Raw genomic sequence first — 20,720 nt, forward strand, 5'->3', positions numbered from 1 at the left:
CCCCCGCCGCAAGAAAGTACTGATGAAACCCCCTGAATCACCTCCGAAGAAGCGGCTGTGCCGCAGCGACCCTGTGCATCTGCTCGCTGCGGCCGTATGCTGGCGGTGCACACACGCCGCCCGCGTCATCCTGACCGGGGGCACGACAGGGAGGTCGCACACATGACTGGTATCGCCACATACAAGGCCGTTCTTTTCGGCCCGAACCCCATGGCTTCCGGCATGGAACTCGACCTGGAATTCGTGGACGGCGAGTACCAGGACACCGTCGTGCTCGAGGCCGTCGACGAGGGCATCGTGATCATGCGCAGCTATCGTCGCGGTCACGAAACCGAGGAGCCCGTGCCGTACCGATTTTTCGAAGAGGTGGACGAAGAGCTTTCGGGCCAGGCCGAACCCGACGTGCCCAACTAGTCGTCCCGTCGTCGGAGTTTGCGGCGGACGGTCGCCAGCGCGCGGCACGTAGGGTGTAGTTCATGGTGCCCGCCCTACCCGTTATCGTTTCCGTGACGTCGCCGACATCCGCTGACGCGCTCGACATATCGTTTCGCTACTACGAGGAACTCGTGGGGCGCTATCATGGGCGTTCCGCTTCCTGAAAAGAGATTCTCGACGCCCAGCGCGAGTATCCCGGTGATGTGCTCGCGGCCCCGACGGGATTGCTGCTCCTTGCCCATCGGGGAGCTGGCGTGCTTGGCTGTGCGGGACTACGGGTGTGTGCCGGCGGGGTCGGCGAGGTGACGCGAGTATTCGTGCTGCCGACCGCACGTGGGCAGGGCGTGGCACGGCTGCTCATGCGGGAGCTCGAACGCGAGGCGCGGGTTCTGGGGCTGCAGGCTCTCCGCCTGGACACCCGAACCGATCTCGTCGAAGCGCGCGGCCTCTACTCCTCTCTCGGCTACCTCGAAGGGGAGGCGCACAACGCCGACCCATACGCGAACCACTGGTTTCGCAAGGATCTGGTCGGCTGACTCAGCGCGCCTCTACGACGCCCATCATGCCGGCATCCTCGTGATCGAGAATGTGGCAGTGATAAACGGTTCGTCCGCTGAAATCGCTGAACGCGATCCGAACACGCGTCGTGCTGCGTGCCGGGATGTTGACGACGTCCTGCCAGATCACGGTGTCGACGGGCTGGCCGCCCTCCTCGACAATTTGCATCGGCCACACGTGCAGGTGCAGGGGGTGATCCAGCGTGCTGGTGTTCGTGAGGAGCCAGTCTTCTACGCTTCCGAGCTGCACCGTCTCGTCGATCCTGGCCGCATCGAACGCGCGGCCGTTGATGGTGGGTGCCATCATGGCACCCCCCATGCCGCCCATCCCCATCGAGAAGACAAGCTCCCGTCGCGCGGTCACGGTGGCGGTACGCAGGTCGCGTGGAGTCGGCTGGGCGGGCACGGCGGCCGCTGCTGCGACGGTCTCGCCCGCGACCCTGAACGTGGCCAGGGACATGTCGCCGCCGGCCGGGGATATACCGCCGCCCATCATGCCTCCGGCTGTTCCGCGGTCGTAGTTGAGGGCGCGAAGCGCAGCGTCACCGCCGGTGACGGTCACCAGGAGGTCGGCGCGATTTCCGGGCGCGAGCACGATCTCGGTCACTGGGCGAGCGGATGCGAAACGTCCGGAGTCCAGACCGAGGAGCGCCAGCTCGTGCCCGTCGAGACGCAACCGCAGATATCGGGACACGCAGGCGTTGACGATGCGCCATCGTTCACGTTCGCCGGGGCGGGCCGTCATGGTGGGCCCGAGCTGCCCGTTGATCAGAACCAGAGCTCCCTCACGACCTGACATCTTCTCCGTCGCCCGTGCTGCGGCCGGTGCTCCTGTCGAGTCGACGGTGATGTCGGAGATCACGAGCAGGCGATCCCTGCTCGCGGGGATCGGAATCGGATCTTCGACAACGATTGCTCCGTACAGGCCGCCGAACACCTGGTCGGCGACCAACCCGTGATGGTGAGGGTGATACCAGTACACGCCGGGGGGATGGTTCGCCGGCAGCTCGTATCGATAGTCGAAGGAGTCTCCGCCCGGGACAGTGACGAACATGTTGTCGCCGTTGCCTTCGGGGGAGACGTGTAGGCCGTGCACGTGAAGGTTGCTCGGGTCCGTGAGATCGTTGCGCAGACTCACACCCAGGGCATCGCCCGCGCGAAGGCGCAGCGTCGGTCCGGGCACCCCGTCGTTGTAGGTGAGCGCGCGCACCGAGCGCCCGGCGAGGGTCACCTGTCGGGCTGCGGCGTTGAGGGTGACGGCCAGGGCGCCATCCGTGCTGTGTAGCTCGAGAGGTTCCAGGAGTTCGGTGCCGCTCGCGGACGCGGCCGTTGGAGGGGACGAGACTTTTTGGGTGACAAGCAGGCCCGTTCCGCCGACGGCCACACCTGCAAGCCCCACGCCGCCCAGAATCAGGGCATTGCGCCGGGTGAGCGGGCGCACTATCTACCCTCGTCGAGCATCCGCAGGTGGTCGCGATATTGCTCGGCGGTCAGCTCCCCTCGCGCGAAACGCTCATCCAGGATGCGTCGGGCACCGGTCGGCTCTGGCGAATTGGGGACCGAGGGGGGTGGTGCGCCCGTGTTCGCGAGAAGACGAACGACGACGTACATAATCACCGCTAGGCCCGCGATCGCGAGCAATCCGAAGACCCACGACCAGCCCATCGTTCCCAGGCCCCACATCATCAGCTCGCCCCTTCGTCGACTCCGTCGCCGCCATATTATACCCGTGGGGGGTATTAGCGCGGTGCTCAGCCCAGATAAACTCCGCGGGAACTCATGAACGTCTCGGGGTTGAGCATGGTTCCGTCCACTCGGATCTCAAAGTGCACGTGGCATCCGCTTGAGGATCCGGTGGAACCCACCAAAGCGATGACCTGGCCGGCGGCGACGCTTTGCCCAGTGTCGACGAGGAGTTCGCTGCTGTGGGCGTATCCGGACTCCACGCCATCGCCGTGGTCGATGAGGATCCACTGACCGTAGGACCCCCGATAACCTGACTCCACAACGGTTCCTCCCGTCGCGGCGAACACGGGCTGGCCGCAAGGGGCGGCGATGTCGGTTCCGTTGTGGTGGTCCCCGACGCCTTCGACCGGCTTGTCCGGGCGAGGACCGAAGGTGCTCGTGATGCGGCCGAGCGCGGGCAAGGCCCAACCCTGGTCTGTGAGCTGGCTCTGATCGAGACTGGCCCACTGTCCGTTGTCGGCGATCTCGGTGAACGACGCGGGCGTCGGCGTGGGCTTGGGAATGTCGGTCACCGTGAAGCCATCGCGTTCGAGGGGAGACGACTGCGCCTGGGAGAAGGTGAGGCTTTGCGTGTCTGCGGAGTCGGCCGCCGTGGGCATGGCCGTCAGCGCCGTACCCGGGTTCACCGCCAGGGCGGGCAGGGTTGCGCTCACGGTGAAGAGGGCGATCATCGCCATGGCGCCAACGGCAGCCGCCCGGCTGCGAATCGAGGCCCGTTTCGTCGCGGTTCGCGCGGGCCTCGGCTGACGCGGAAGGGATCGGCTCGCGCGCACCCGGTTCTCGAGCGCACGAAGGTCTCGCCGAGACATCGTCGGTGAGCCGGCGCTATCCACGCAAGGCCGCGGGGTGACTGACGTGCGGAGGAGAGAGGAAAAGCATTGAAAGAATCCTTGCGGGGGTGTGGAAAATGGAACAGGGCGCAGGCACGACGGTGCCTTCGCCAGTCGACGGGTGGACAGGCGCACCGTCGTGGTGGCCCGCTGCAGGGGGGAGAAGCTCCGCCATGTGTTGATACCTGCGCGGTCGGAGGCACCCAAGTCTTATGTTGAACGTTAGCTCATCGTCCCCTGTGGAGCCTGAGAGCGTTGTCGAGTTGGGCTGGCTCCGCCCTGCCGCGGAGGCTAGATGCGTTTCGTGCTGCCGCGGCCCAGGCGCACGGGCAGCGCCATGAGGGGCCCCACGAAGCGTCGCTGCAGCCGGCGCGCGGGGCCCCAGACGTACTGCACAACATACTGGGCCAGGATGGCGCCGGCAGCGAGTGCGAGCGCCACCGCGGCCGCGGTCAGCAGGTTGAGGAGGCCGTTAATATCGCCGTTCGAGAGTTGCAGCAGCCCGCGGAACAGGATGAGCCCCGGCACGAGCGGCACGAGAGCGGTGACCATGATCACGAGGGGCGGGGTTCGCACGATGCGGGCCGCCACGGACGCCGCGAGGCCCACGCCGATGGCGCTCATGCCCGAGGCCCAGACCAGCCCGAGGCCGGCCAGGTCGCCGATCAGGTAGAGGAACTCGGCGAGGGCGCCCAGCAAGCACACCACCCACCACGCCCGCCACGGCACCTGCACGGCCAGGCTGAAGCCAATGACGATCACAACGGATGCCGCAAGAAGCAACGGCAGATCGAGCAGAGTCGGCACCCACCGCGACTGCACGGTGAGATCGAGTCCGAATCGGCTCACGAACAGGGTGGCGCCAGCGACACCGGTGACGAGGCCGCCGGTAATGAGCACGGCCTCCACCATGCGGGCGGTGCCGGTGAGGTAGAACCCTGAGAGTGTGTCATGCACCGCGCCGAACGTGGTCACCCCGGCGAGCAGCATGATGATGGTCGCGACCACGACGATGGACGGGTTGACCGTGGGATCGATGATGTGCACGATCGCGGCGGCGAGTGGCCCCATGGCGCCGCCGACCACGGTCTGGTAGAAGAGGGGAACCTGGCGGTGGTCAAGGGTTGTCGTGATCAGGTCGATGAGGTAGGTCGCGATGAACGCGGCCATCATGACGACGGGCCCGCCGCCGATCAGTACGGCAGCGCCGGCGCCCACGAGGCTCCACCCCAGACGACGGAAGCGCACGGTCACCTGCGGCTTGGAACTCACGATGATGGCCAAGCGCTTCCGCGCCTCGGCGATGTCTACAGGGTGCTCGATGAGTTCGGCGATCAGCTCAGACGTGAGGGTGAGCTTCGTGTAGTCCAGGGTGCGGTACTTCACGTTACGGCTACGCGTGATGGACTCGTGGGTGGCCTGGTCCTCCTGCGTGAGGGTGATGATCGTGTGCGTGATGTTCGCCTCGGTGCCCTTGAGCCCGTAGGCACGCGTGAGCGCTTCCATCGCGGCAGTGGCGTCTTCCGCGCCGGCGCCGGCCGTGAAAATGACCTCCGCGAGGCGCATTGTGAGGTCGAGAACCGCGCGTGTATAGGCGGCGTGATCGAGCGGGATTGCCCCTGTGAGGTCATTCATCTGGGCAGGGGGCTATCAGGAAGAAACGCGATCACTTCCCGAGTTTACGTGACCCTTGCGCCTGCGTGTGAACAGCCGAACTATCAGGAGCACACCGAGCCCGAGAACGGCGATTGCGCCGATCCACGGGACGGCCACGCCGATGGCCACGACGATCCCGCCGAGGGTTGCCAGGAGGGCGTTCCATCCGGCGACGAGCCCGGCCCAGAAGTCGTCCGGTGCGCCGGGGGCGACGGTGCCGTCTTCGTAGATTTCCAGCGTGATCGTGGAGAAGTCGATTTGGTCGGCCAGGTAATCGCGCTGGCTGCGCAGAGCCTCGAGCTCGGCCTGGCGCGTTGACAGGGCGCCCTCGATTGCGATCAGGTCTGTCGTGGTGGTCGCCGTGCTCATGAGGGAGAGCAGACGGTCGACCGAGGTCTGGAGAGCCGTGATGCGGGCATCGAGGTCTTGGCTCTGCTGCGTCACATCCGTTGCGTTGAGGGAGACGAAATTCACCGTACCGAGCCCCTTGAGTTCGCCGAGCGTGCGGTCGAGTTCGTCAGAGGGGATGCGCAGGGTGAGGGAAGCGCTCGCCGCCTGAGTATCTGTGGCGGGGGTTTCGTTGCGGCTGTCGACTCGGCCGTTGGCCCGTTCGGTGATCGTCGCGGCCTCCTGCGCTGTTGTGATCGGGTCGACTGCCGTGATCGACACCGAGCCCGTGGTGACCACGTCGCGGTTCGCCGTGTTCACCTCGGTCGTGGTGCCGTCGACCGAGAAGTCCGCGGACCTGTCGCCGGCTCCAGGTTCGGTCACGCCAGTGGGGACGCCCTGGCTGTCGGTGCTGCTGGCGGCTCCGCCGCTGCCCATGGTGCAGCCCGCCAGCAGCAAGCACGTCAGCACGACCGCGGCCAACGTCGCCGGTGTGCGGCCCCGTAAACGATTCATGTTTCACAGTATTCTCCGTGCCCGCCACTCTGTCTGCCCGATTTCTGGGAGACGCATCACAATTCAGACTCGATTGAGCCGCTCGAAGTAGTGTCGGGTGATCGGGCCACCATCCACGTGGTCGACGCCATCACAATTCGTTCAGCTGGAGGAATATATGGGAATCACAGACGACGCCAAGGACGCACTGAGCGCAACCGGAGAAAAAATCTCACGAGCGGTTGACGATGCCCGTGAGAAGGTCTCCGACAAGGTCGACGAGGCACAGGCCGACGCCAAGGTGAAGCACGCCGAGGCCGAGCGCGACGCCACCAAGGCCAAGAACGACTACAAGGAAGAGTTGCGCGACCATAATTGAGGTATGACGTGGTGGGCGACGGGCAATCGGCAGAGCCGACTCCGTCGTCCACCCCTCCTGCACATCGCCGCAGATGAGGGGTCCGGTCCGGTCGTCATTCTCGTGCATGGGATCGCGTCGTCGTCGGTGACATTCCAGGAGGTCATTCCCCTCCTGACGCCCCGGCACCGCGTGATCGCCATCGATATTCTGGGTTTCGGGCAATCGCCCGCTCCGGACGGTTGCGAGTACCTGCTCGAGGATCATGTTTCCTCGCTCGCCGTCACGATCCGCTCTCTTGATTTGCGAGAGCCGTTCGTTCTGGTGGGCCACTCCCTCGGGAGCCTGATCGGCACCCGCTACGCCGCGCTCAACCGCCGCGGCACCCTGCGGGGCCTCTGGAATCGACTCACTCGCCACGGCGGCGTCTCCAGGGTCGTGCTCGTGGGACCGCCGGTCTACCTCTCACCCCAAGACATCGGTGATCCGCGCGTGCGTGCCCGGGTGGCCGCGTACCTGCGTGCCTACGACTACCTGCGCACGAACAAGGACTTCACCCTCGCCAACGCCGGCATCATCTCCCGGCTGCTGCCCAAGGGAATCTTCGAGATCACCACGGACAACTGGACGCCATTCGTCAAGTCCCTCGAGCACTGCATCGAATCGCAGACCGTGGTGAGCGACATCGCGAGCCTGCACGTGCCGATCGACGTGATCTACGGCGCGCTCGACCAGTTCATCGCACCGGGCAGCATGACAGTGATCGAGCGGATGCGCCACGTCACCATGCACCGCGTCGAGGCCAACGACCACATCATTCGACGGGGCCTCGCACGCGTGCTCGTGCGGGTCATCGAAGCGGATGGCGCGGCGCCCGCCGAGCCCGCCGCATCCGGATCTCGCTGACATCAGCTGGTGATTTTCTACGGGTCGGAGAGATACCCGGTTGCGGGGTCGATCCCCGCGAGGAAGTCACGGATAGCGTCCACGTGCCGTTCAGGACTGCGCGGCCCCCGGCCGCCGGATTCGCTGAACCCATAGCCGTCATTGGGCCCCGAGATCCAGTCATAGTGCGTCGAACCATCGTTGTCGCGCGTGCGCACAAAGAAAGTCTCGCCATCCACTGTGACGGTCCCGAGTTGTGTGTAGGTGTCAGCGTCCGGTGGCGCAGGGGCATAGAACCCGCCCGCGCCCGTGGGGTTGCGATCGCTCTCCATGCGTTCCACCCTATCGGCGGCCTGGGCCACTGCTAGCGCCAGCCGAGGGCGGGGGCGACCTGCTGCACGATCGTGCCGAGCAGGTGCGCGTTGTAGTCCACGCCGAGCTGGTTGGGGATGGTGACGAGCACGGTGTCGGCGGCGTGCACCGCGGCATCCGTTTCGAGTTGCGTCACGATGGCGGCGGGCTCGCCCACGTAACTCTTGCCGAAGCGGGCGAGGCCGCCGTCGAGGTGACCTACCTGGTCCTCGCTGCCGGCCTCCGCCGCGCGGCCGAAGTAGGCACGGTCGAGGTCGTTGACGATGGGCATGATGCTGCGGCTCACCGAGACCCGCGGAGTACCGGCGTGCCCGGCGTCGGTCCAGGCCTGCCGGTAGATGCTGATTTGTTCGGCCTGCAGGTCACCGAACGCCACACCGGTGTCTTCGGTGAGCAGGGTCGAGCTCATCAGGTTCATGCCCTGTTCGCCGACCCACTTGGCCGTCTTGCGGGTGCCGGCGCCCCACCAGATGCGCCCGCTCAGCCCGGGGGACTGCGGTTCGATGGCGAGGAGGCGGGAGTGGCCGGTCATCTGCGGGTTAGCCGCGGCCATTCCGGATCCGCCGATGGCGGCGCGGAAGACGGCCGTGCGGTCGCGGGCGTCATCGGCATCGGTACGGCCCACTGCGGGTACATACCCGAAGGCTTCGTAGCCGCGCAGCGCAGTCTCGGGCGACCCGCGGCTGAGGCCGAGCTGCAGGCGGCCGTTGCTGATGAGGTCGGTGATCGCCGCCTCCTCGGCCATGTACAGGGGATTTTCGTAGCGCATGTCGATAACGCCGGTGCCGAGTTCGATGCGGCTGGTGCGCGCGGCCATCGCCGCGAGCAGCGGGAACGGCGACGCAAACTGGCGCGCGAAGTGGTGCACCCTCAGGTAGGCACCGTCGATGCCGAGTTCTTCGGCCGCCACGGCGAGCTCGATGGCCTGCAGCAGTGCGTCGCTCGCGGTGCGGGCCGCCGAGCCGGGCACGGGCTGGTAATGGCCGAAAGAGAGAAATCCGATGCGCTTCATGCTGGCTGTAGCGTGCGCGGGGCCCGCCTATTCCCGGGCTGGGGCGCCGTGTTGCCGTGGCGAATTCAGGAAAACCACGCCGGGCTGGCCTGGCTGCCCCCTGAGCTGCGGCAGGTGGCATCCGCAGCGGAGGATCTCCTGATTTAGCCACGCGCGGGTCCGCGAGGTGAGGCTACGATCGGGGCACCGTCGCACACAGGGGAGAGCGGATGCCGACTCGCATCGAATCAGCGCAGGGCAAGGCCGGCTACGTCATTGTGGGACTTGTTTTCGGCGTATTTGCGGCGATGGCCCTCGCCGTCACCGTGGAGGGGCCCGCAGCATCCTTGGGTTGGGGGATCTACCTGCTGGTCTGGGTCGGCCTCGCCGCGCGCACGTTTCGGGGAGACAACGAGTCTCTCGCTGCTCCGCGCGCATGGTGGCGCATGACGGCCAGGCCGCCGAGCGGCTTCGTTTTGGCGACGGTCTTTGTGGCCCAGGCGTATCTCGCCATCACGTCCGGCCGGAGGCCCGACGACGGCTCGGCTCTGGCAGTCGCGGCGCTGAACGCGCTGATCGCGGTGGCCTACCTGCACTCGTCGGTCCGGCTGCGCGCCGCCGCCGAATCGACCGGCGCGGGCGCGTAGTTCAGGCCGGAACGGCGCTGGGGAATGCTGCCGTCGTGAGCTGCTCCGACACGCGCCACAGTCGTTCTGCGTCGGCATCGTTGAGCGCGCGTACGGGCAGGCGTGCAGGTGAGGGGCCACCGGTGAGCTCGCCGAACCCGTCGGGCCCGTAGTAGCCGCCGCCGGCCGCCTGTGGACTCGTTGCCGCGAAGAGTGCGGGCAGGATTCCCTGGGGAATCTGCTGCCACAACCAGCCGATGCGCTGGGTCGCCTCGGTGATGGTGAGCATGGCCTTGGCCGAGGCCCCGCCGTGGGTCGGGCCGGTGATCTGCAGGTTGGTGACCGTGGCGCCGGGATGCGCGGCCACGCTGCGGATACCCCAGCCCGCCGCGACGCTGCGACGATTGAGTTCGCGGGCGAACATAAGCGTCGCGAGCTTGGACAGCCCGTAGGCGCGGGTCGGCCGGTAGTTCTTGCCTTGCAGATCGTCGAAGTCCAGGCGTCCGGTGCGGGCGATCAAGCTGCTCAGGCTCACGACGCGCGCGTCGCCGGCCGCCTGCAGCAGCGGCAGCAGATGCGCGGTCAGCGCAAAGTGGCCGAGGTGATTACTGCCGAACTGCAGCTCGAAGCCGTCTTCGGTCACATCGCGCTTCGGCGTCATCATGATGCCCGCATTGTTGATGAGGATGTCAATCGGTCGCCCCTCGGCAGCGAGCTGCTCGCCGAGCGCGGTGACCGTCTTCAGCGACGCGAGGTCGAGATGGCGGATGCTGAGCTTCGCACCCGGCACCTGCGCGAGGATGCGCTCGATCGCTGCCTCACCCTTTGCCTGGTTGCGAATGGCGAGGATCACCTCGGCGCCCGCCTTCGCAAGCCGGCCGGTGAGGCCGAAGCCGAGGCCGCTGTTGGCGCCGGTGACGACGGCCAGTTTTCCGGTGAGGTCTGGGACCACGATGTCCGCCAGCTCGCGTGCCATGAGTTCTCCCGTATTCGTTTGGTGTGTCGACTATCCAACTCTCTCGACCGGTCGAAGTCGAACTCGCGCGGCATATTCACGGCTGCGTGGTTCGGCGGTTCTGCCCTGGGCCGGATGGGGCGCGGCCGGAGGGCCTCTGCTTGGCGGGCCGTAGGATTCAGCCATGGATGGTTCAGTGGTGACGACAGGTGCGCTGGCGGTTGTGAGTGCGGCCGGGGGCTTCTACGTTTTTTACCTCGTGGTGCGCGCGGCGGTGCGGGACGGCATCGTGCAGGCGAGGGAAGACAAACCGGAAGAAGGCACCGGGCCGGCGTAAAAATCTCGCCGGTGTGAACGATTGAGGTCCTTTACACTCAGGTTCACTGCGACTCAGTGGGGCGCAGAATAATAAACTTGCTGCATGCAGACAAGAATCCTGGGACGTACCGGCCGCGCAGTCTCCGTGATGGGCCTGGGTACCTGGCAGCTCGGCGGAGATTGGGGAGCCGTCACTGATGCTGATGCGCTCGGCGTGCTCGCGGCATCCGTTGACGCCGGCGTCACCTTCTTCGACACCGCCGACGTCTACGGTGACGGGCGCAGTGAGCGTCTGATCGGGGATTTTCTTGCCAATGACGCGCAAGGTGAAGAGATCACCGTGGCCACGAAGATGGGGCGTCGACTGGCTCAGGTGCCGGAGAACTACGTTCTCGCGAACTTTCGAGAGTGGACAGACCGCTCACGCCGCAACTTGCGCACCGAAACGCTCGACCTCGTGCAGGTGCACTGCCCGCCGAGCGCCGTGCTGGAATCCGACGAGGTGTACGACGCCCTCGACACCCTGGTGGCCGAGCAGGTGATCGAGAGCTACGGTGTGAGCGTGGAGACGTGCGAGCAGGCGCTCGCCGCCATCGCGCGGCCCGGCGTGGCCACCGTACAGATCGTGTTCAATGCGTTCAGGCTCAAGCCGCTCGACGCCGTGGTGCCGGCGGCCCGCGAAGCCGGAGTGGGCATTATTGCCCGGGTTCCGCTCGCGAGTGGCCTGCTCACCGGCAAGTACACGACCGCCACCGTGTTTGCGGAGTCCGATCACCGCAACTTCAACCGCGACGGCAGCCACTTCGACGTGGGAGAGACCTTCTCGGGCGTGGACTTCGAGGTAGGGCTGCAGGCGGCCACGGAGTTCGCTGCGCTCGCGCCCGCCGGAGTCACCGCCACACAGGCAGCCTTGTCGTGGGTCGCGCAGATCGATGGCGTAAGCGCCGTGATCCCTGGCGCGCGTTCGGTGGCGCAGGCGCAGGGCAACGCGACCGCCGGGGTGGCCGAGGAACTCAGCCTCGAGTTCAACGAGGGCGTGCAGGACATCTACGACCGCTTACTGCGCGACGCGATCCACCCGCGCTGGTAGCCGGCGGCGCGCGCCCCTGTGGCCGCGCGCTGCCGCTGTGGCGGCCGCGCCACGCGGTAGCGGCGCGTGCGTCATACCGGCGCGCCGCTGCGGCCGCATGCTGCCGCTGTGGCGGCAGCGGGCCGCGATAGCGGCGCGGATGCCCGCACCGCTGGGGTCAGCCCAGGTCGTCGGGGTCCTTGCCGGTGCGCTCGCCGGAGTCGAGCGCCGCGATCGCGGTCAGGTCGGCGGCGTCCAGCACAAAGTCGAACACGTCGATGTTGTCGCGGATGCGCTGCGGCGTCACTGACTTGGGAATCACCACGTTGCCCAGCTGCAGGTGCCACCGGATGACGACCTGCGCCGCGGACTTGCCGTAACGTGCCCCGATGCCGTCGAGCGTCTCGTTACCGATCGCGCGACCGCGGGCGAGCGGCGACCAGGCCTCGGTGAGGATGCCGTGGCCCGCGTCGTACTCCCTCACATCGGCCTGCTGCAGCCACGGGTGCAGCTCTACCTGGTTGATCGCCGGCACGACCGCGGTCTCGGCGAGCAGGCGGTCGAGGTGGTGCGTGTGGAAATTCGACACTCCGATCGAGCGTGCGCGGCCGTCGGCGCGCAGGGTCTCGAGGGCCCGGTAGGTGTCGACGTACCGGTCCTGCCGCGGGGCCGGCCAGTGGATGAGGTACAGGTCCACGTAGTCGAGGCCGAGCTTGCCGAGGCTCTCGTCGAACGCGCGCAGGGTCTGGTCGTAGCCGTGCTGGTCGTTCCAGACCTTGGTCGTGACGAAGACATCCTCCCGGGGGAGACCGGCGCGGGAGAGGCCAACGCCCACGCCCTTCTCGTTCTCGTAGAGTGCGGCGGTGTCCACACGTCGGTAGCCGGCCTCGAGGGCCACGGCCACGGCATCCGCTGCGAGATCGTCGGCGATCTTGTAGACGCCGAGGCCGAGCTGTGGGATCGAGTGTCCGTCGTTGAGAGCAAGGAGCGGGGAAGAAGTCATTCTCCTATTTAACCCGGTCGGCGTCGTGGCCAATGCAGGCTATCCGAGCCCTGTTGCCGGTCGGTGCCCCACAGGCACCGGCGGGGCCGGCCCGTCTCGCTTAGATTTCCTGAACTGACCACAGGGCTGCGGGTCGAACGGGGGAGCGGATGCCCCGGCGCGTTTTAGGAGACCATCACCTGGATCGGCTCGGTGTCGGGGATGGGGCTCGGGTCGCGCCCTCGCAGGTCGGGGTGCCAGCGCCGACCGAGCGCGGGGATGATGCAGCCGAGCCCGGCGAAGCCAGCAGCGAGGAAGATCGCCGACGCGGCGCCGGAGTGGTCGATGGCGAACCCCGCGAGGGCCGACCCCATCGCGGCGCCTATCAGCTGGCCGGTGCCGATCCAACCGTAGGCCTCGGCGGTGTCGCTGAACTTCACGCTCGCCGAGACTATGCCGAACAGCACCGCGAACGCCGGCGCGATGCCGATGCCGGCCAGAAAGAGCGTGGCTGCGAGCCAGGCGAAGTTCAGCCAGATGCCGGCAAGGGCCATGCCAACGGCCACGATGAGCATGCGGCTCGCGAGCGCCCACGGGCCGATGGGCGCGTGGCCGAGGGCGAGCCCTCCCACGAGGGAGCCGAGGGCGAAGATGCACAGGATCCAGCCGGAGTTGGCGCTGCCGTGGCCGAACGCGGCGACGATGCCGGCCTCGAGAGCGGCGCATGCCGCAACGAGCATGAAGCCGACGATCGTGCTGAGCAGCACGGCCGGGCGTTTGAGAACCACGCCGAGTTTGCGGCGGCTGCGGGGGATGCGCACTCGGCCCACCTCGGGCAGCACCAGAAACCAGATGCCGCCGCCGATGAGGAACACGGCCGCGAGCAGGATGCCTGCGACGGTGCTCACCTGGATGGCCACGAAGGTGGCGATCACCGGGCCGAGCACCCAGATGATCTCCTGCGCGGAGGCGTCTAGCGAGAAGAGCGGGGTGAGCTGGCGCGAGTTGACGATCTTGGGGTAGATCGTGCGCACGGCAGGCTGGATGGGCGGGGTCGACAACCCGGCGATCAGCCCGATGATCATTAGCGAGGGGATCGATAAGGGCAACAGGGCCATCGAGATGATCGACGTGGCGCAAATCACCAGGGTGACGATGATCACCGGGCGGATGCCCCAGCGGCCCATCAGGCGACTCGTGAGCGGCCCTGCGACGGCCTGGCCGATGCTCATGGCGCCGAGCACAAGGCCAGCGGCGGCGTAGGAGTCGAAAATCTGCTCGATATGAATGAGGAAGGCGAGCGAGAGCATGCCGAATGGGAATCGAGCCGTCAACTGTGCGCCGATCAGGCGTGCCACGCCCGGCGTTTTCAGAAGACTCACATAACTGCTCACGGTGCAAGTCTAGGTGTCTGCCCCCTGCGGCGGGGGCGGGTGCTGTGCGGGTCGGTCGGGGCGGCTTCGGAGTACGGTGAGAGGGTGACGACATTGATCTCGCCCCACGACTTGGCCCGCGAACTCGACGCCCGCAGCGATCTCCGCGTGCTGGACGTGCGCTGGAAGCTCGGCGCTCCTCCCGGATTCCACGACTATCGCTCCGGCCATATTCCTGGAGCCGCATACGTCGATCTCGAGCGGGAGCTGGCCGGGCACGGCGCACCGACCGAGGGTCGGCATCCGCTGCCTCCGATCGATGTTCTGCAGGCCGCCGCCCGCTCGTGGGGAATCAACCCGGGCGACACCGTGGTGGTCTACGACGATCTCGGCAACCAATCGGCCGCGCGGGCCTGGTGGCTGCTGCGTCATGCGGGGGTCGAGAAGGTGCTGCTGCTAGACGGCGCTCTCGCGGCCTGGCGCCGCGCCGGGCTGCCGCTCGAGACCGGCGACGCACTGCCCGCACCGGGCACCGTGTCACTGGGGTACGGGGGCCTGCCCACGCTCGACGCCGACTCGGCCGCGCACCTGGCCCGCACGGGAATACTGCTCGACGCGCGTGCGGCCGCGCGCTTTCGCGGCGACGTCGAACCGATCGACCCACGGGCCGGCCACATTCCCGGCGCCATCAGCGCCCCGGGGGGCGATTTGCTCGACGCCGAGGATTGCTTCCTCCCGGTGGAACGCTTGCGTGCCCACTTTATTCGACTCGGGGCAACGGATGCCGTGGGCGTCTACTGCGGGTCGGGCGTCACGGCCGCGCACACCGCGGCTGCCCTCGCCATTGCCGGATTCACACCCGCGCTGTACCCGGGGTCCTGGTCGCAATGGTCGAATCTGCCCGACCGGCCCGTCGCCACCGGAGACTAGAACTCGTAACGGTGCCTCACATGGTGCCGGTCGGCGCTCGCCTGCCAGAACTCAACTTCGGTGGGGCGTAGCGCGTAGAGCTGCCAGGCAGGGTTGGCCGAGCCGTCGGTCGCCGGCCGGGCATCCCAGTCGGCGGCGGATGCCTCGGCCGAGAGCTCCCGAACGACCCCGCACACGCGCACCTGGCGGCCGAGCGCCGACCAGTAGAAATTCATCGCCGCCCGAGGATTCTCGCTCAGTTCGCGGCCCTTGCGGGAGAGCCTCGAGGTGGCGAACTGCCATCCGTCGTCGATGTCTTTCAGGATCAGCATTCGGGACGACACATTCCCGGCGGCCGTGCTCGTGGCGAGGCTGAACGCGTGCGGCTGGGGCACCCCCGCGGCCAGCGCGCCGTCGAGCCACTGGCGAAACAGGACCGTGGGGTCGGCGTCGGCCGTGGCCGGATCGAACCGGGGGAGCCCGTTGCCGAAATCGGGCAGCGCGCGCAGCATCTGACGGAAGGATTCGCTCATAAACACACCCTAGGGCCGTCCCCTGAACCGGCCCTGCGCGTGTCAGCCGGCTTGACGGAAGTGAGGTAAGGCATGCCATACTAAGGTAATGCTTACCTTGGTTGAGAATGCGGCGGTCCCGCCGGTCGTAGTAATCGAACGGATGCCCTCGGATCGCCCGGCCTACCGCCCGTACGCCGCGCAGGTGGCTGGCATTCGCACCCTCGGCGAACACTCCACCCGGGTGACGTTCACGGGGGCGGACTTCGCGACCTTCGGCACATCCGGACTCGACCAGCGCATCAAGATCGTCTTCCCGCTTCCCGGCATCGGCGTGAGCGATATCGGCGCGAGCGACCCGGCCACGATCGACGACGGCTCTTGGTACGCCCGCTGGCGAGCCCTGCCCGACGCCGCCCGCAACCCGTTCCGTACCTACACGATCCGCGCGGTGCGGCCCGCGGACCGCGAGGTGGACGTCGACTTCGTCATGCATGCCCACGCCGACGGCACCGACGACGCCGGCCCGGCGGCGCGCTGGCTGCGCAGCGTCGCGCTCCGCGACCAGCTCGTGATCATCGGCCCCGATGCCCGCAGCGCCCACGCCGCCACGGGCCTCGACTGGCACCCCGGCTGCGCCACCGTGTTGCTGCTCGCCGGCGATGAGACCGCCGCCCCCGCCATCTGCAGCATCCTCGAAAGCCTGCCCTCGCACAGCCGTGCCCACGCGTTCATCGAGTTGCCCGCCGAAACGGATGCCGCCCGCCCTGTGATTCCGGCCGGTTGCGAGATCACGTGGCTGGCCCGCGGCTCCGCGCCGCACGGCACCCTCCTCGACGCCGCCGTGCGCGGCTGGGTGGCCCGCAACCCGCACCGGCTCGCCGTCGCGCCGAGCGCACCCCTCGGCGACATCGACGTGGACCGCGACCTGCTCTGGGATTCCCCCGGCACCGCGCCCGACGGAGACTTCTACGCCTGGCTCGCCGGAGAGGCCGCGTCCATCAAGCTGCTGCGCCGGTTCCTCGTGACCGAGACAGGCATCGACCGCCGCCGCGTGGCCTTCATGGGCTACTGGCGCCGCGGCCGGGCCGAAGCACAGTGACCCGGACGACGCTATTCGGTACAGTTTCCCTCCAGCACAGCCGATCCGCGCGGGAACAGCCGCCCGCCGCCCGCCGTCGACGTATGGTCGCGGGCCTCCTCGTGGCGGTGCTCCTGCTGGCCCTCGCCATCGCGGCCTCCCTCGCCATCGGCACCCGCGACGTGAGCCTGGTCACGGTGATTGATGCCCTGTTCCGCCCCGACCCCGCCGTCACCGACCACGTGGTCGTGCGCGACCTGCGCATTCCGCGCACCGTGGTGGGCCTGCTCGCCGGTCTCGCCCTCGGTCTCGCCGGCGCACTCATGCAGGGCGTCACCCGCAACCCACTGGCCGACCCCGGCCTGCTCGGCGTCAACGCCGGCGCCTCGCTCTTCGTCGTGGCCGGCATCGCCTGGTTCGGTGTCACCTCCGCGCTCGGCTACGTCTGGTTCGCTTTCGCCGGCGCGGCCGTCGCCGCGGTCGTCGTCTACGTCATCGGGTCCCTCGGCCGCGAGGGCGCCACTCCCGTGAAACTAGCCCTCGCCGGCACGGCCCTCACGGCTGCCCTCACCTCCCTCATCACCATCGTGCTGCTGAGCAACAGCGAGGCCTTCGACCGCTACCGTTTCTGGGCCGCCGGCTCGCTCGTGGCCCGCGGCCTCGACTCGACGCTGCCCCTCGTTCCCTTCATCGCGATCGGCGTTGTGCTGGCCGTGGCCGCCGCACGCATGCTCAACGCGCTGGCCCTCGGCGACGACCTCGCCCGCGGCCTCGGCCAGAACCTCGTCACCGCCCGTATCGTGTGCGCCGTCGCCATCGTGCTGCTGTGCGGCTCGGCCACCGCCATGGCCGGCCCCATCGTGTTCGTCGGCCTCGCCGTGCCGCACCTCGCGCGCTGGTTCACCGGCCCCGACTACCGCCTCATCCTGCTGTTCTCCGCGATCCTTGGCCCCACCCTTCTCCTCGCAGCGGATGTTGTGGGCCGCGTCATCGGCCGCCCCGGCGAAATCGAGGCGGGTCTCGTGGTGGCCTTCCTCGGAGCCCCCGTGCTCATCGCGCTCGTGCGCCGCGCGAAGCCGGCCGGACTGTGAGCGGGCCCGTGCGCGAAGCGCCGGCCGGCGCCCGCAGTCAAACCGCGACAGCCTCGCCGCGCGGTTCCGGCGCGCCCGCCGGGCCGACGGCATCCGTTGTGAGAGCACGGCCCGGGGGTAACCTCGCCGTGGAGCGCGCCCGGCGGCGCCGCCGCGAACTGCGCGTCGTGCTCGTGCTCGCGGCCGCGGTCGTCGTGGTGGCGGCGTTGAGCCTCGCCGTCGGCGCGTACTCGCTCAGCGTCGCCGACCTCCTGCGCACCCTTACGGGCCAGGGCTCGCGCAGCGAGAATTTCATCGTCTTCACGCTGCGGATGCCGCGGTTCGTGCTCGCCGTGCTCGTGGGCGTGGCCTTCTCCCTGGCCGGCGCGGTGTTCCAGAGTGTGCTGCGCAACCCGCTCGCGAGCCCGGACATCATCGGGGTCACTGGCGGAGCGAGCGCGGCCGCCGTGTTCGGCATGCTCATGCTCGGCTTCGGCGGCCTCGCCACCTCGTTCGCAGCCTTCGGCGGCGCTGTCGTGGTGGCCGCGGCCATCTACCTGCTCGCCTGGCGTGGGGGAGTGGTCGGGTACCGCTTCGTGCTCATCGGGGTGGGCGTGGCCTTCATGGTGCAGGGGCTGCTCGCGTACCTGCTTTCGCGCGCCGACCTCCGTGACGCGCAGGACGCGCTTGTCTGGCTCGTCGGCAGCGTGAGCGGCGCCCGCTGGGTTGACATCGGTGTGGTCGCGGCGCTCCTCGCCGTGCTCCTGCCAGTGCTCTGGGTACTCTCCGGTCGGCTGCGCACCCTGCAACTCGGCGACGACACGGCACGAAGCCTTGGGGTGAGAGTCGAAAGCTCGCGTCTCGCCCTGCTCGCGCTGGCGGTAGCCCTCGCCGCCGTCGCCACGGCCGCGGTCGGCCCGCTCGCCTTCGTGGCCTTCGTGGCGGCGCCAATCGCGCGCCGCATCACGCGCACCGGCGGGCTCGCGCTCCTGCCAGCCGCGCTCGTGGGCGCACTCATCACCACGGTGGCGGACTTCGCTGCCCAACACCTGCTGCCCGGTGCCCTCCAACTGCCCGCCGGCATCGTCACCGGCGCGATCGGCGCGCCCTATCTGCTCTGGCTGCTCGCCACCTCCAACAAATCCGGAAAGGGAGCCTGATGCCACGTCCCACCAGCGCATCCGCTGATCGCGTCGCCGCCCACGACTTCAAAGCCGAGTCGCTTACCCTCGGCTACGACGGCACCACGATCGTCGACGGGCTCTCCCTCACCGTGGTCGCCGGCGCCATCACGGTGATCGTGGGCGCGAACGCCTCGGGCAAGTCCACGCTGCTGCGCGGCATGGCCCGGCTGCTCAAGCCGCAGGCGGGCCTCGTGAGCCTCGACGGCCGCGACATCGCCGCCCGGCCGAGTAAGGAGGTGGCCACCATTGTGGGGCTCCTGCCCCAGCAGCCTGTCGCCCCCGAGGGCATCACGGTGGCCGACCTCGTGGGCCGCGGCCGCTACCCGCACCAGGGCTGGTTTCGCACGTGGATGAGCACCGACGACGAGATCGTCGCCGACGCGATGGAGGCGACGAACACGATCGAGCTTGCCGAGCGCCGCCTCGAAGACCTCTCCGGCGGCCAGCGCCAGCGGGTCTGGATCGCCATGGCCCTCGCCCAGAACGCCGACATCCTGCTGCTCGACGAGCCCACGACCTTCCTCGACGTGGCCCACCAGGTGGACGTGCTCGACCTGCTCTTCGAGCTTAACCGCACGCGCGGCACGACCATCGTCATGGTGCTGCACGACCTCAACCTCGCTGCCCGCTACGCCGACCACCTCGTGGTCATGAAAGAGGGCAGCATCCGCGCGAACGGCTCGCCGGCCGACACCCTCACGAGCGGCCTCGTGCAGGAGGCCTTCGGCCTCGCGGCCACGATCGCGCCGGATCCGCTCTGCGGCTCGCCCATGGTCGTGCCGCGGGGACGCTTTCACGGCGCCGCCGCATCCGTTCTCTAGGCATCAGTTTATTAGGATAGGCTATCCTAACAACCCTTCGACAGGAGACCCTGTGTCACGACGCACCACCCTTACCCTCGCCGCAGCGGCGATCACCCTCGCTCTCGCCCTCAGCGGCTGCTCGGCTTCTGGCACCGACGACACAGCGGATGCCGCGGCGTCCGGCAGCTTCCCCGTCACGATGGAGCACGCCTTCGGTGAAACCACGATCGAGGCACAGCCCGAGCGCGTGGCCACCTGGGGCTGGGGGAGCGCCGACGACGCGATCGCCCTCGGCGTCGTTCCGGTGGCGATGCCGTTCCAGGAATACGGCGGCGACGAAGACGGCGTTCTGCCGTGGATCGGCGAGGCCCTCGACGAGATGGGCGCCGAGCTCCCGATCATGCTACCGGCCTCGGAGGAGCCGCCCTACGAGGAGATCGCCGCGGCGGCGCCCGACGTGATTCTCGCGGCCTACTCCGGCATCACGCAGGAGCAGTACGACCTGCTGAGCGAGATCGCCCCCGTCGTCGCCTACCCCGGCGCGGCCTGGGGCACCGACTGGCGCGAACTGATCGAGATCACCGGAACGGCCCTCGGCAAGACCGACGAGGCAGACACCGTGCTCGCCGACATCGACACCGAGCTCGCCGCGCAGGCGGCCGCCCACCCCGAGTTCGCCGGCAAGAGTATCGCCATGACAGCCGACACCACGGACACCTTCTACGTATATACCCCGTCGGACCCCCGCGTGGACTTCACCCTCGACCTCGGATTCGTGAACGCCCCGAGCGTGACCGAGCTCGCGACGGACCCGGCCGCGTTCTCCTATACGCTCAGCTACGAAGAACTCGACAAGCTCACGAGTGACGTTCTGGTGAACTTCGGTACGACCCAGGAGATGGCCGACGCCTTCCTCGGTGCCGGCTATGCCCAGGTGTTGCCGCAGGTCACCGGCGGAGCCGTCGCGTCGCCGATCGGGGAGGCTTTCACAGCCTCGGTCTCACCGCCGAACGCACTGTCCCTGCTCTGGGGCCTGGATGACTACGTGGCGCTGCTCTCCACGGCCACCGCGGCGGCCGACGCGCAGTAGCGCCGGAATCCTTCACGTCGATCATGGGCACTAGCG

25 protein-coding genes are annotated in these 20,720 nt (G+C 68.1%); 14 read left to right on the forward strand and 11 right to left on the reverse strand.

Features of this window, described 5'->3' with window-relative positions; translation table 11 throughout:
• The first annotated feature begins 162 nt into the window (after positions 1-162).
• Together BJ997_RS01650 and BJ997_RS01655 are read left to right on the forward strand one after the other, a co-directional pair.
• Positions 163-414, forward strand: a complete 252-nt coding sequence (locus BJ997_RS01650; RefSeq protein WP_035835508.1) for a hypothetical protein — start codon at positions 163-165, stop codon at positions 412-414.
• A 224-nt stretch (positions 415-638) separates the two neighbouring features.
• Complete coding sequence (locus BJ997_RS01655) at positions 639-971, forward strand: GNAT family N-acetyltransferase (RefSeq protein ID WP_268871352.1); 333 nt, start codon at positions 639-641, stop codon at positions 969-971.
• A 1-nt stretch (position 972) separates the two neighbouring features.
• Here BJ997_RS01655 and BJ997_RS01660 read toward each other — a convergent pair whose 3' ends face one another.
• The 5 genes from BJ997_RS01660 to BJ997_RS01680 all read right to left on the reverse strand — a co-directional run bounded on the left by BJ997_RS01660 (position 973) and on the right by BJ997_RS01680 (position 6,127).
• The gene (locus BJ997_RS01660) at positions 973-2,433 is read right to left on the reverse strand and encodes a multicopper oxidase family protein (RefSeq protein WP_035835507.1); all 1,461 of its coding nucleotides are present in this window, start codon (positions 2,431-2,433) and stop codon (positions 973-975) included.
• Positions 2,433-2,678 (reverse strand): SHOCT domain-containing protein, encoded by a 246-nt coding sequence (locus BJ997_RS01665; protein ID WP_035835506.1) that lies wholly within the window; start codon positions 2,676-2,678, stop codon positions 2,433-2,435. The genes BJ997_RS01660 and BJ997_RS01665 overlap by 1 nt, the downstream gene beginning before the upstream one ends.
• Positions 2,679-2,743: 65 nt before the next feature.
• The gene (locus BJ997_RS01670; protein ID WP_160175842.1) at positions 2,744-3,415 is read right to left on the reverse strand and encodes a M23 family metallopeptidase; all 672 of its coding nucleotides are present in this window, start codon (positions 3,413-3,415) and stop codon (positions 2,744-2,746) included.
• 444 nt (positions 3,416-3,859) lie between these two features.
• Positions 3,860-5,203 carry a threonine/serine exporter family protein gene (locus BJ997_RS01675; protein WP_035835505.1) on the reverse strand — a complete coding sequence of 448 codons (1,344 nt, stop codon included), beginning with the start codon at positions 5,201-5,203 and terminating at the stop codon, positions 3,860-3,862.
• Positions 5,204-5,218: 15 nt separating this feature from the next.
• Positions 5,219-6,127, reverse strand: coding sequence for a DUF4349 domain-containing protein (locus BJ997_RS01680; protein WP_035835504.1), 909 nt, complete (start codon positions 6,125-6,127; stop codon positions 5,219-5,221).
• Between the two features lie 157 nt (positions 6,128-6,284).
• Here BJ997_RS01680 and BJ997_RS01685 point away from each other — a divergent pair, with 157 nt between their 5' ends.
• Both BJ997_RS01685 and BJ997_RS01690 read left to right on the forward strand, forming a co-directional pair.
• Entirely contained in the window at positions 6,285-6,485 is a 201-nt protein-coding gene (locus tag BJ997_RS01685; RefSeq protein ID WP_035835503.1) for a hypothetical protein, read from the forward strand.
• Between the two features lie 3 nt (positions 6,486-6,488).
• A complete protein-coding gene (locus BJ997_RS01690) occupies positions 6,489-7,370 on the forward strand; it encodes an alpha/beta fold hydrolase (protein ID WP_035835502.1) in 882 nt (293 codons plus the stop codon).
• 17 nt (positions 7,371-7,387) lie between these two features.
• On the opposite strand, the gene BJ997_RS01695 is transcribed toward BJ997_RS01690, so the two are convergent.
• Positions 7,388-7,681 carry a hypothetical protein gene (locus BJ997_RS01695; protein ID WP_052541979.1) on the reverse strand — a complete coding sequence of 98 codons (294 nt, stop codon included), beginning with the start codon at positions 7,679-7,681 and terminating at the stop codon, positions 7,388-7,390.
• A gap of 32 nt (positions 7,682-7,713) precedes the next feature.
• On the reverse strand, positions 7,714-8,733 hold the full coding sequence (locus BJ997_RS01700) for an LLM class flavin-dependent oxidoreductase (protein ID WP_183323223.1): 1,020 nt from the start codon (positions 8,731-8,733) through the stop codon (positions 7,714-7,716).
• 12 nt (positions 8,734-8,745) lie between these two features.
• Here BJ997_RS01700 and BJ997_RS21705 point away from each other — a divergent pair, with 12 nt between their 5' ends.
• Both BJ997_RS21705 and BJ997_RS01705 read left to right on the forward strand, forming a co-directional pair.
• On the forward strand, positions 8,746-8,880 hold the full coding sequence (locus BJ997_RS21705) for a hypothetical protein (RefSeq protein ID WP_268871351.1): 135 nt from the start codon (positions 8,746-8,748) through the stop codon (positions 8,878-8,880).
• A 62-nt stretch (positions 8,881-8,942) separates the two neighbouring features.
• Positions 8,943-9,359, forward strand: a complete 417-nt coding sequence (locus BJ997_RS01705; protein ID WP_035835500.1) for a hypothetical protein — start codon at positions 8,943-8,945, stop codon at positions 9,357-9,359.
• Position 9,360: 1 nt separating this feature from the next.
• On the opposite strand, the gene BJ997_RS01710 is transcribed toward BJ997_RS01705, so the two are convergent.
• Entirely contained in the window at positions 9,361-10,314 is a 954-nt protein-coding gene (locus BJ997_RS01710) for an SDR family oxidoreductase (RefSeq protein WP_035835499.1), read from the reverse strand.
• A 163-nt stretch (positions 10,315-10,477) separates the two neighbouring features.
• Between BJ997_RS01710 and BJ997_RS01715 the strand changes: the two genes are divergently transcribed.
• Positions 10,478-10,630 (forward strand): hypothetical protein, encoded by a 153-nt coding sequence (locus BJ997_RS01715; protein WP_169743163.1) that lies wholly within the window; start codon positions 10,478-10,480, stop codon positions 10,628-10,630.
• Positions 10,631-10,714: 84 nt separating this feature from the next.
• Positions 10,715-11,701 carry an aldo/keto reductase gene (locus tag BJ997_RS01720; RefSeq protein WP_035835498.1) on the forward strand — a complete coding sequence of 329 codons (987 nt, stop codon included), beginning with the start codon at positions 10,715-10,717 and terminating at the stop codon, positions 11,699-11,701.
• 157 nt (positions 11,702-11,858) lie between these two features.
• Here the strand turns inward: BJ997_RS01720 and BJ997_RS01725 are convergent, their stop codons facing one another.
• Both BJ997_RS01725 and BJ997_RS01730 read right to left on the reverse strand, forming a co-directional pair.
• Complete coding sequence (locus BJ997_RS01725) at positions 11,859-12,683, reverse strand: aldo/keto reductase (protein WP_035835497.1); 825 nt, start codon at positions 12,681-12,683, stop codon at positions 11,859-11,861.
• Positions 12,684-12,847: 164 nt separating this feature from the next.
• Positions 12,848-14,056, reverse strand: a complete 1,209-nt coding sequence (locus BJ997_RS01730; RefSeq protein ID WP_035835496.1) for an MFS transporter — start codon at positions 14,054-14,056, stop codon at positions 12,848-12,850.
• An 84-nt stretch (positions 14,057-14,140) separates the two neighbouring features.
• On the opposite strand from BJ997_RS01730, the gene BJ997_RS01735 reads away from it, so the two are divergent.
• Complete coding sequence (locus tag BJ997_RS01735) at positions 14,141-14,965, forward strand: sulfurtransferase (protein WP_035835495.1); 825 nt, start codon at positions 14,141-14,143, stop codon at positions 14,963-14,965.
• Here the strand turns inward: BJ997_RS01735 and BJ997_RS01740 are convergent.
• Positions 14,962-15,477 (reverse strand): pyridoxine/pyridoxamine 5'-phosphate oxidase, encoded by a 516-nt coding sequence (locus tag BJ997_RS01740; RefSeq protein WP_035835494.1) that lies wholly within the window; start codon positions 15,475-15,477, stop codon positions 14,962-14,964. The two genes, BJ997_RS01735 and BJ997_RS01740, sit on opposite strands and share 4 nt — an antisense overlap.
• Before the next feature lie 88 nt (positions 15,478-15,565).
• On the opposite strand from BJ997_RS01740, the gene BJ997_RS01745 reads away from it, so the two are divergent.
• The 5 genes from BJ997_RS01745 to BJ997_RS01765 all read left to right on the forward strand — a co-directional run bounded on the left by BJ997_RS01745 (position 15,566) and on the right by BJ997_RS01765 (position 20,684).
• Positions 15,566-16,558 carry a siderophore-interacting protein gene (locus tag BJ997_RS01745; RefSeq protein ID WP_236628823.1) on the forward strand — a complete coding sequence of 331 codons (993 nt, stop codon included), beginning with the start codon at positions 15,566-15,568 and terminating at the stop codon, positions 16,556-16,558.
• A gap of 83 nt (positions 16,559-16,641) precedes the next feature.
• Positions 16,642-17,628: a FecCD family ABC transporter permease gene (locus tag BJ997_RS01750; protein WP_183323224.1), complete on the forward strand. Its 987-nt coding sequence runs from the start codon at positions 16,642-16,644 to the stop codon at positions 17,626-17,628.
• 8 nt (positions 17,629-17,636) lie between these two features.
• Positions 17,637-18,767 (forward strand): FecCD family ABC transporter permease, encoded by a 1,131-nt coding sequence (locus BJ997_RS01755; protein ID WP_236628822.1) that lies wholly within the window; start codon positions 17,637-17,639, stop codon positions 18,765-18,767.
• The gene (locus tag BJ997_RS01760) at positions 18,767-19,612 is read left to right on the forward strand and encodes an ABC transporter ATP-binding protein (RefSeq protein WP_035835492.1); all 846 of its coding nucleotides are present in this window, start codon (positions 18,767-18,769) and stop codon (positions 19,610-19,612) included. Before BJ997_RS01755 ends, BJ997_RS01760 begins: the two co-directional genes overlap by 1 nt.
• A 52-nt stretch (positions 19,613-19,664) precedes the next feature.
• A complete protein-coding gene (locus tag BJ997_RS01765) occupies positions 19,665-20,684 on the forward strand; it encodes an iron-siderophore ABC transporter substrate-binding protein (protein WP_035835491.1) in 1,020 nt (339 codons plus the stop codon).
• Positions 20,685-20,720: the final 36 nt, after the last annotated feature.

The sequence above is a fragment of the Cryobacterium roopkundense genome (assembly GCF_014200405.1).
Taxonomy (GTDB): domain Bacteria; phylum Actinomycetota; class Actinomycetes; order Actinomycetales; family Microbacteriaceae; genus Cryobacterium; species Cryobacterium roopkundense.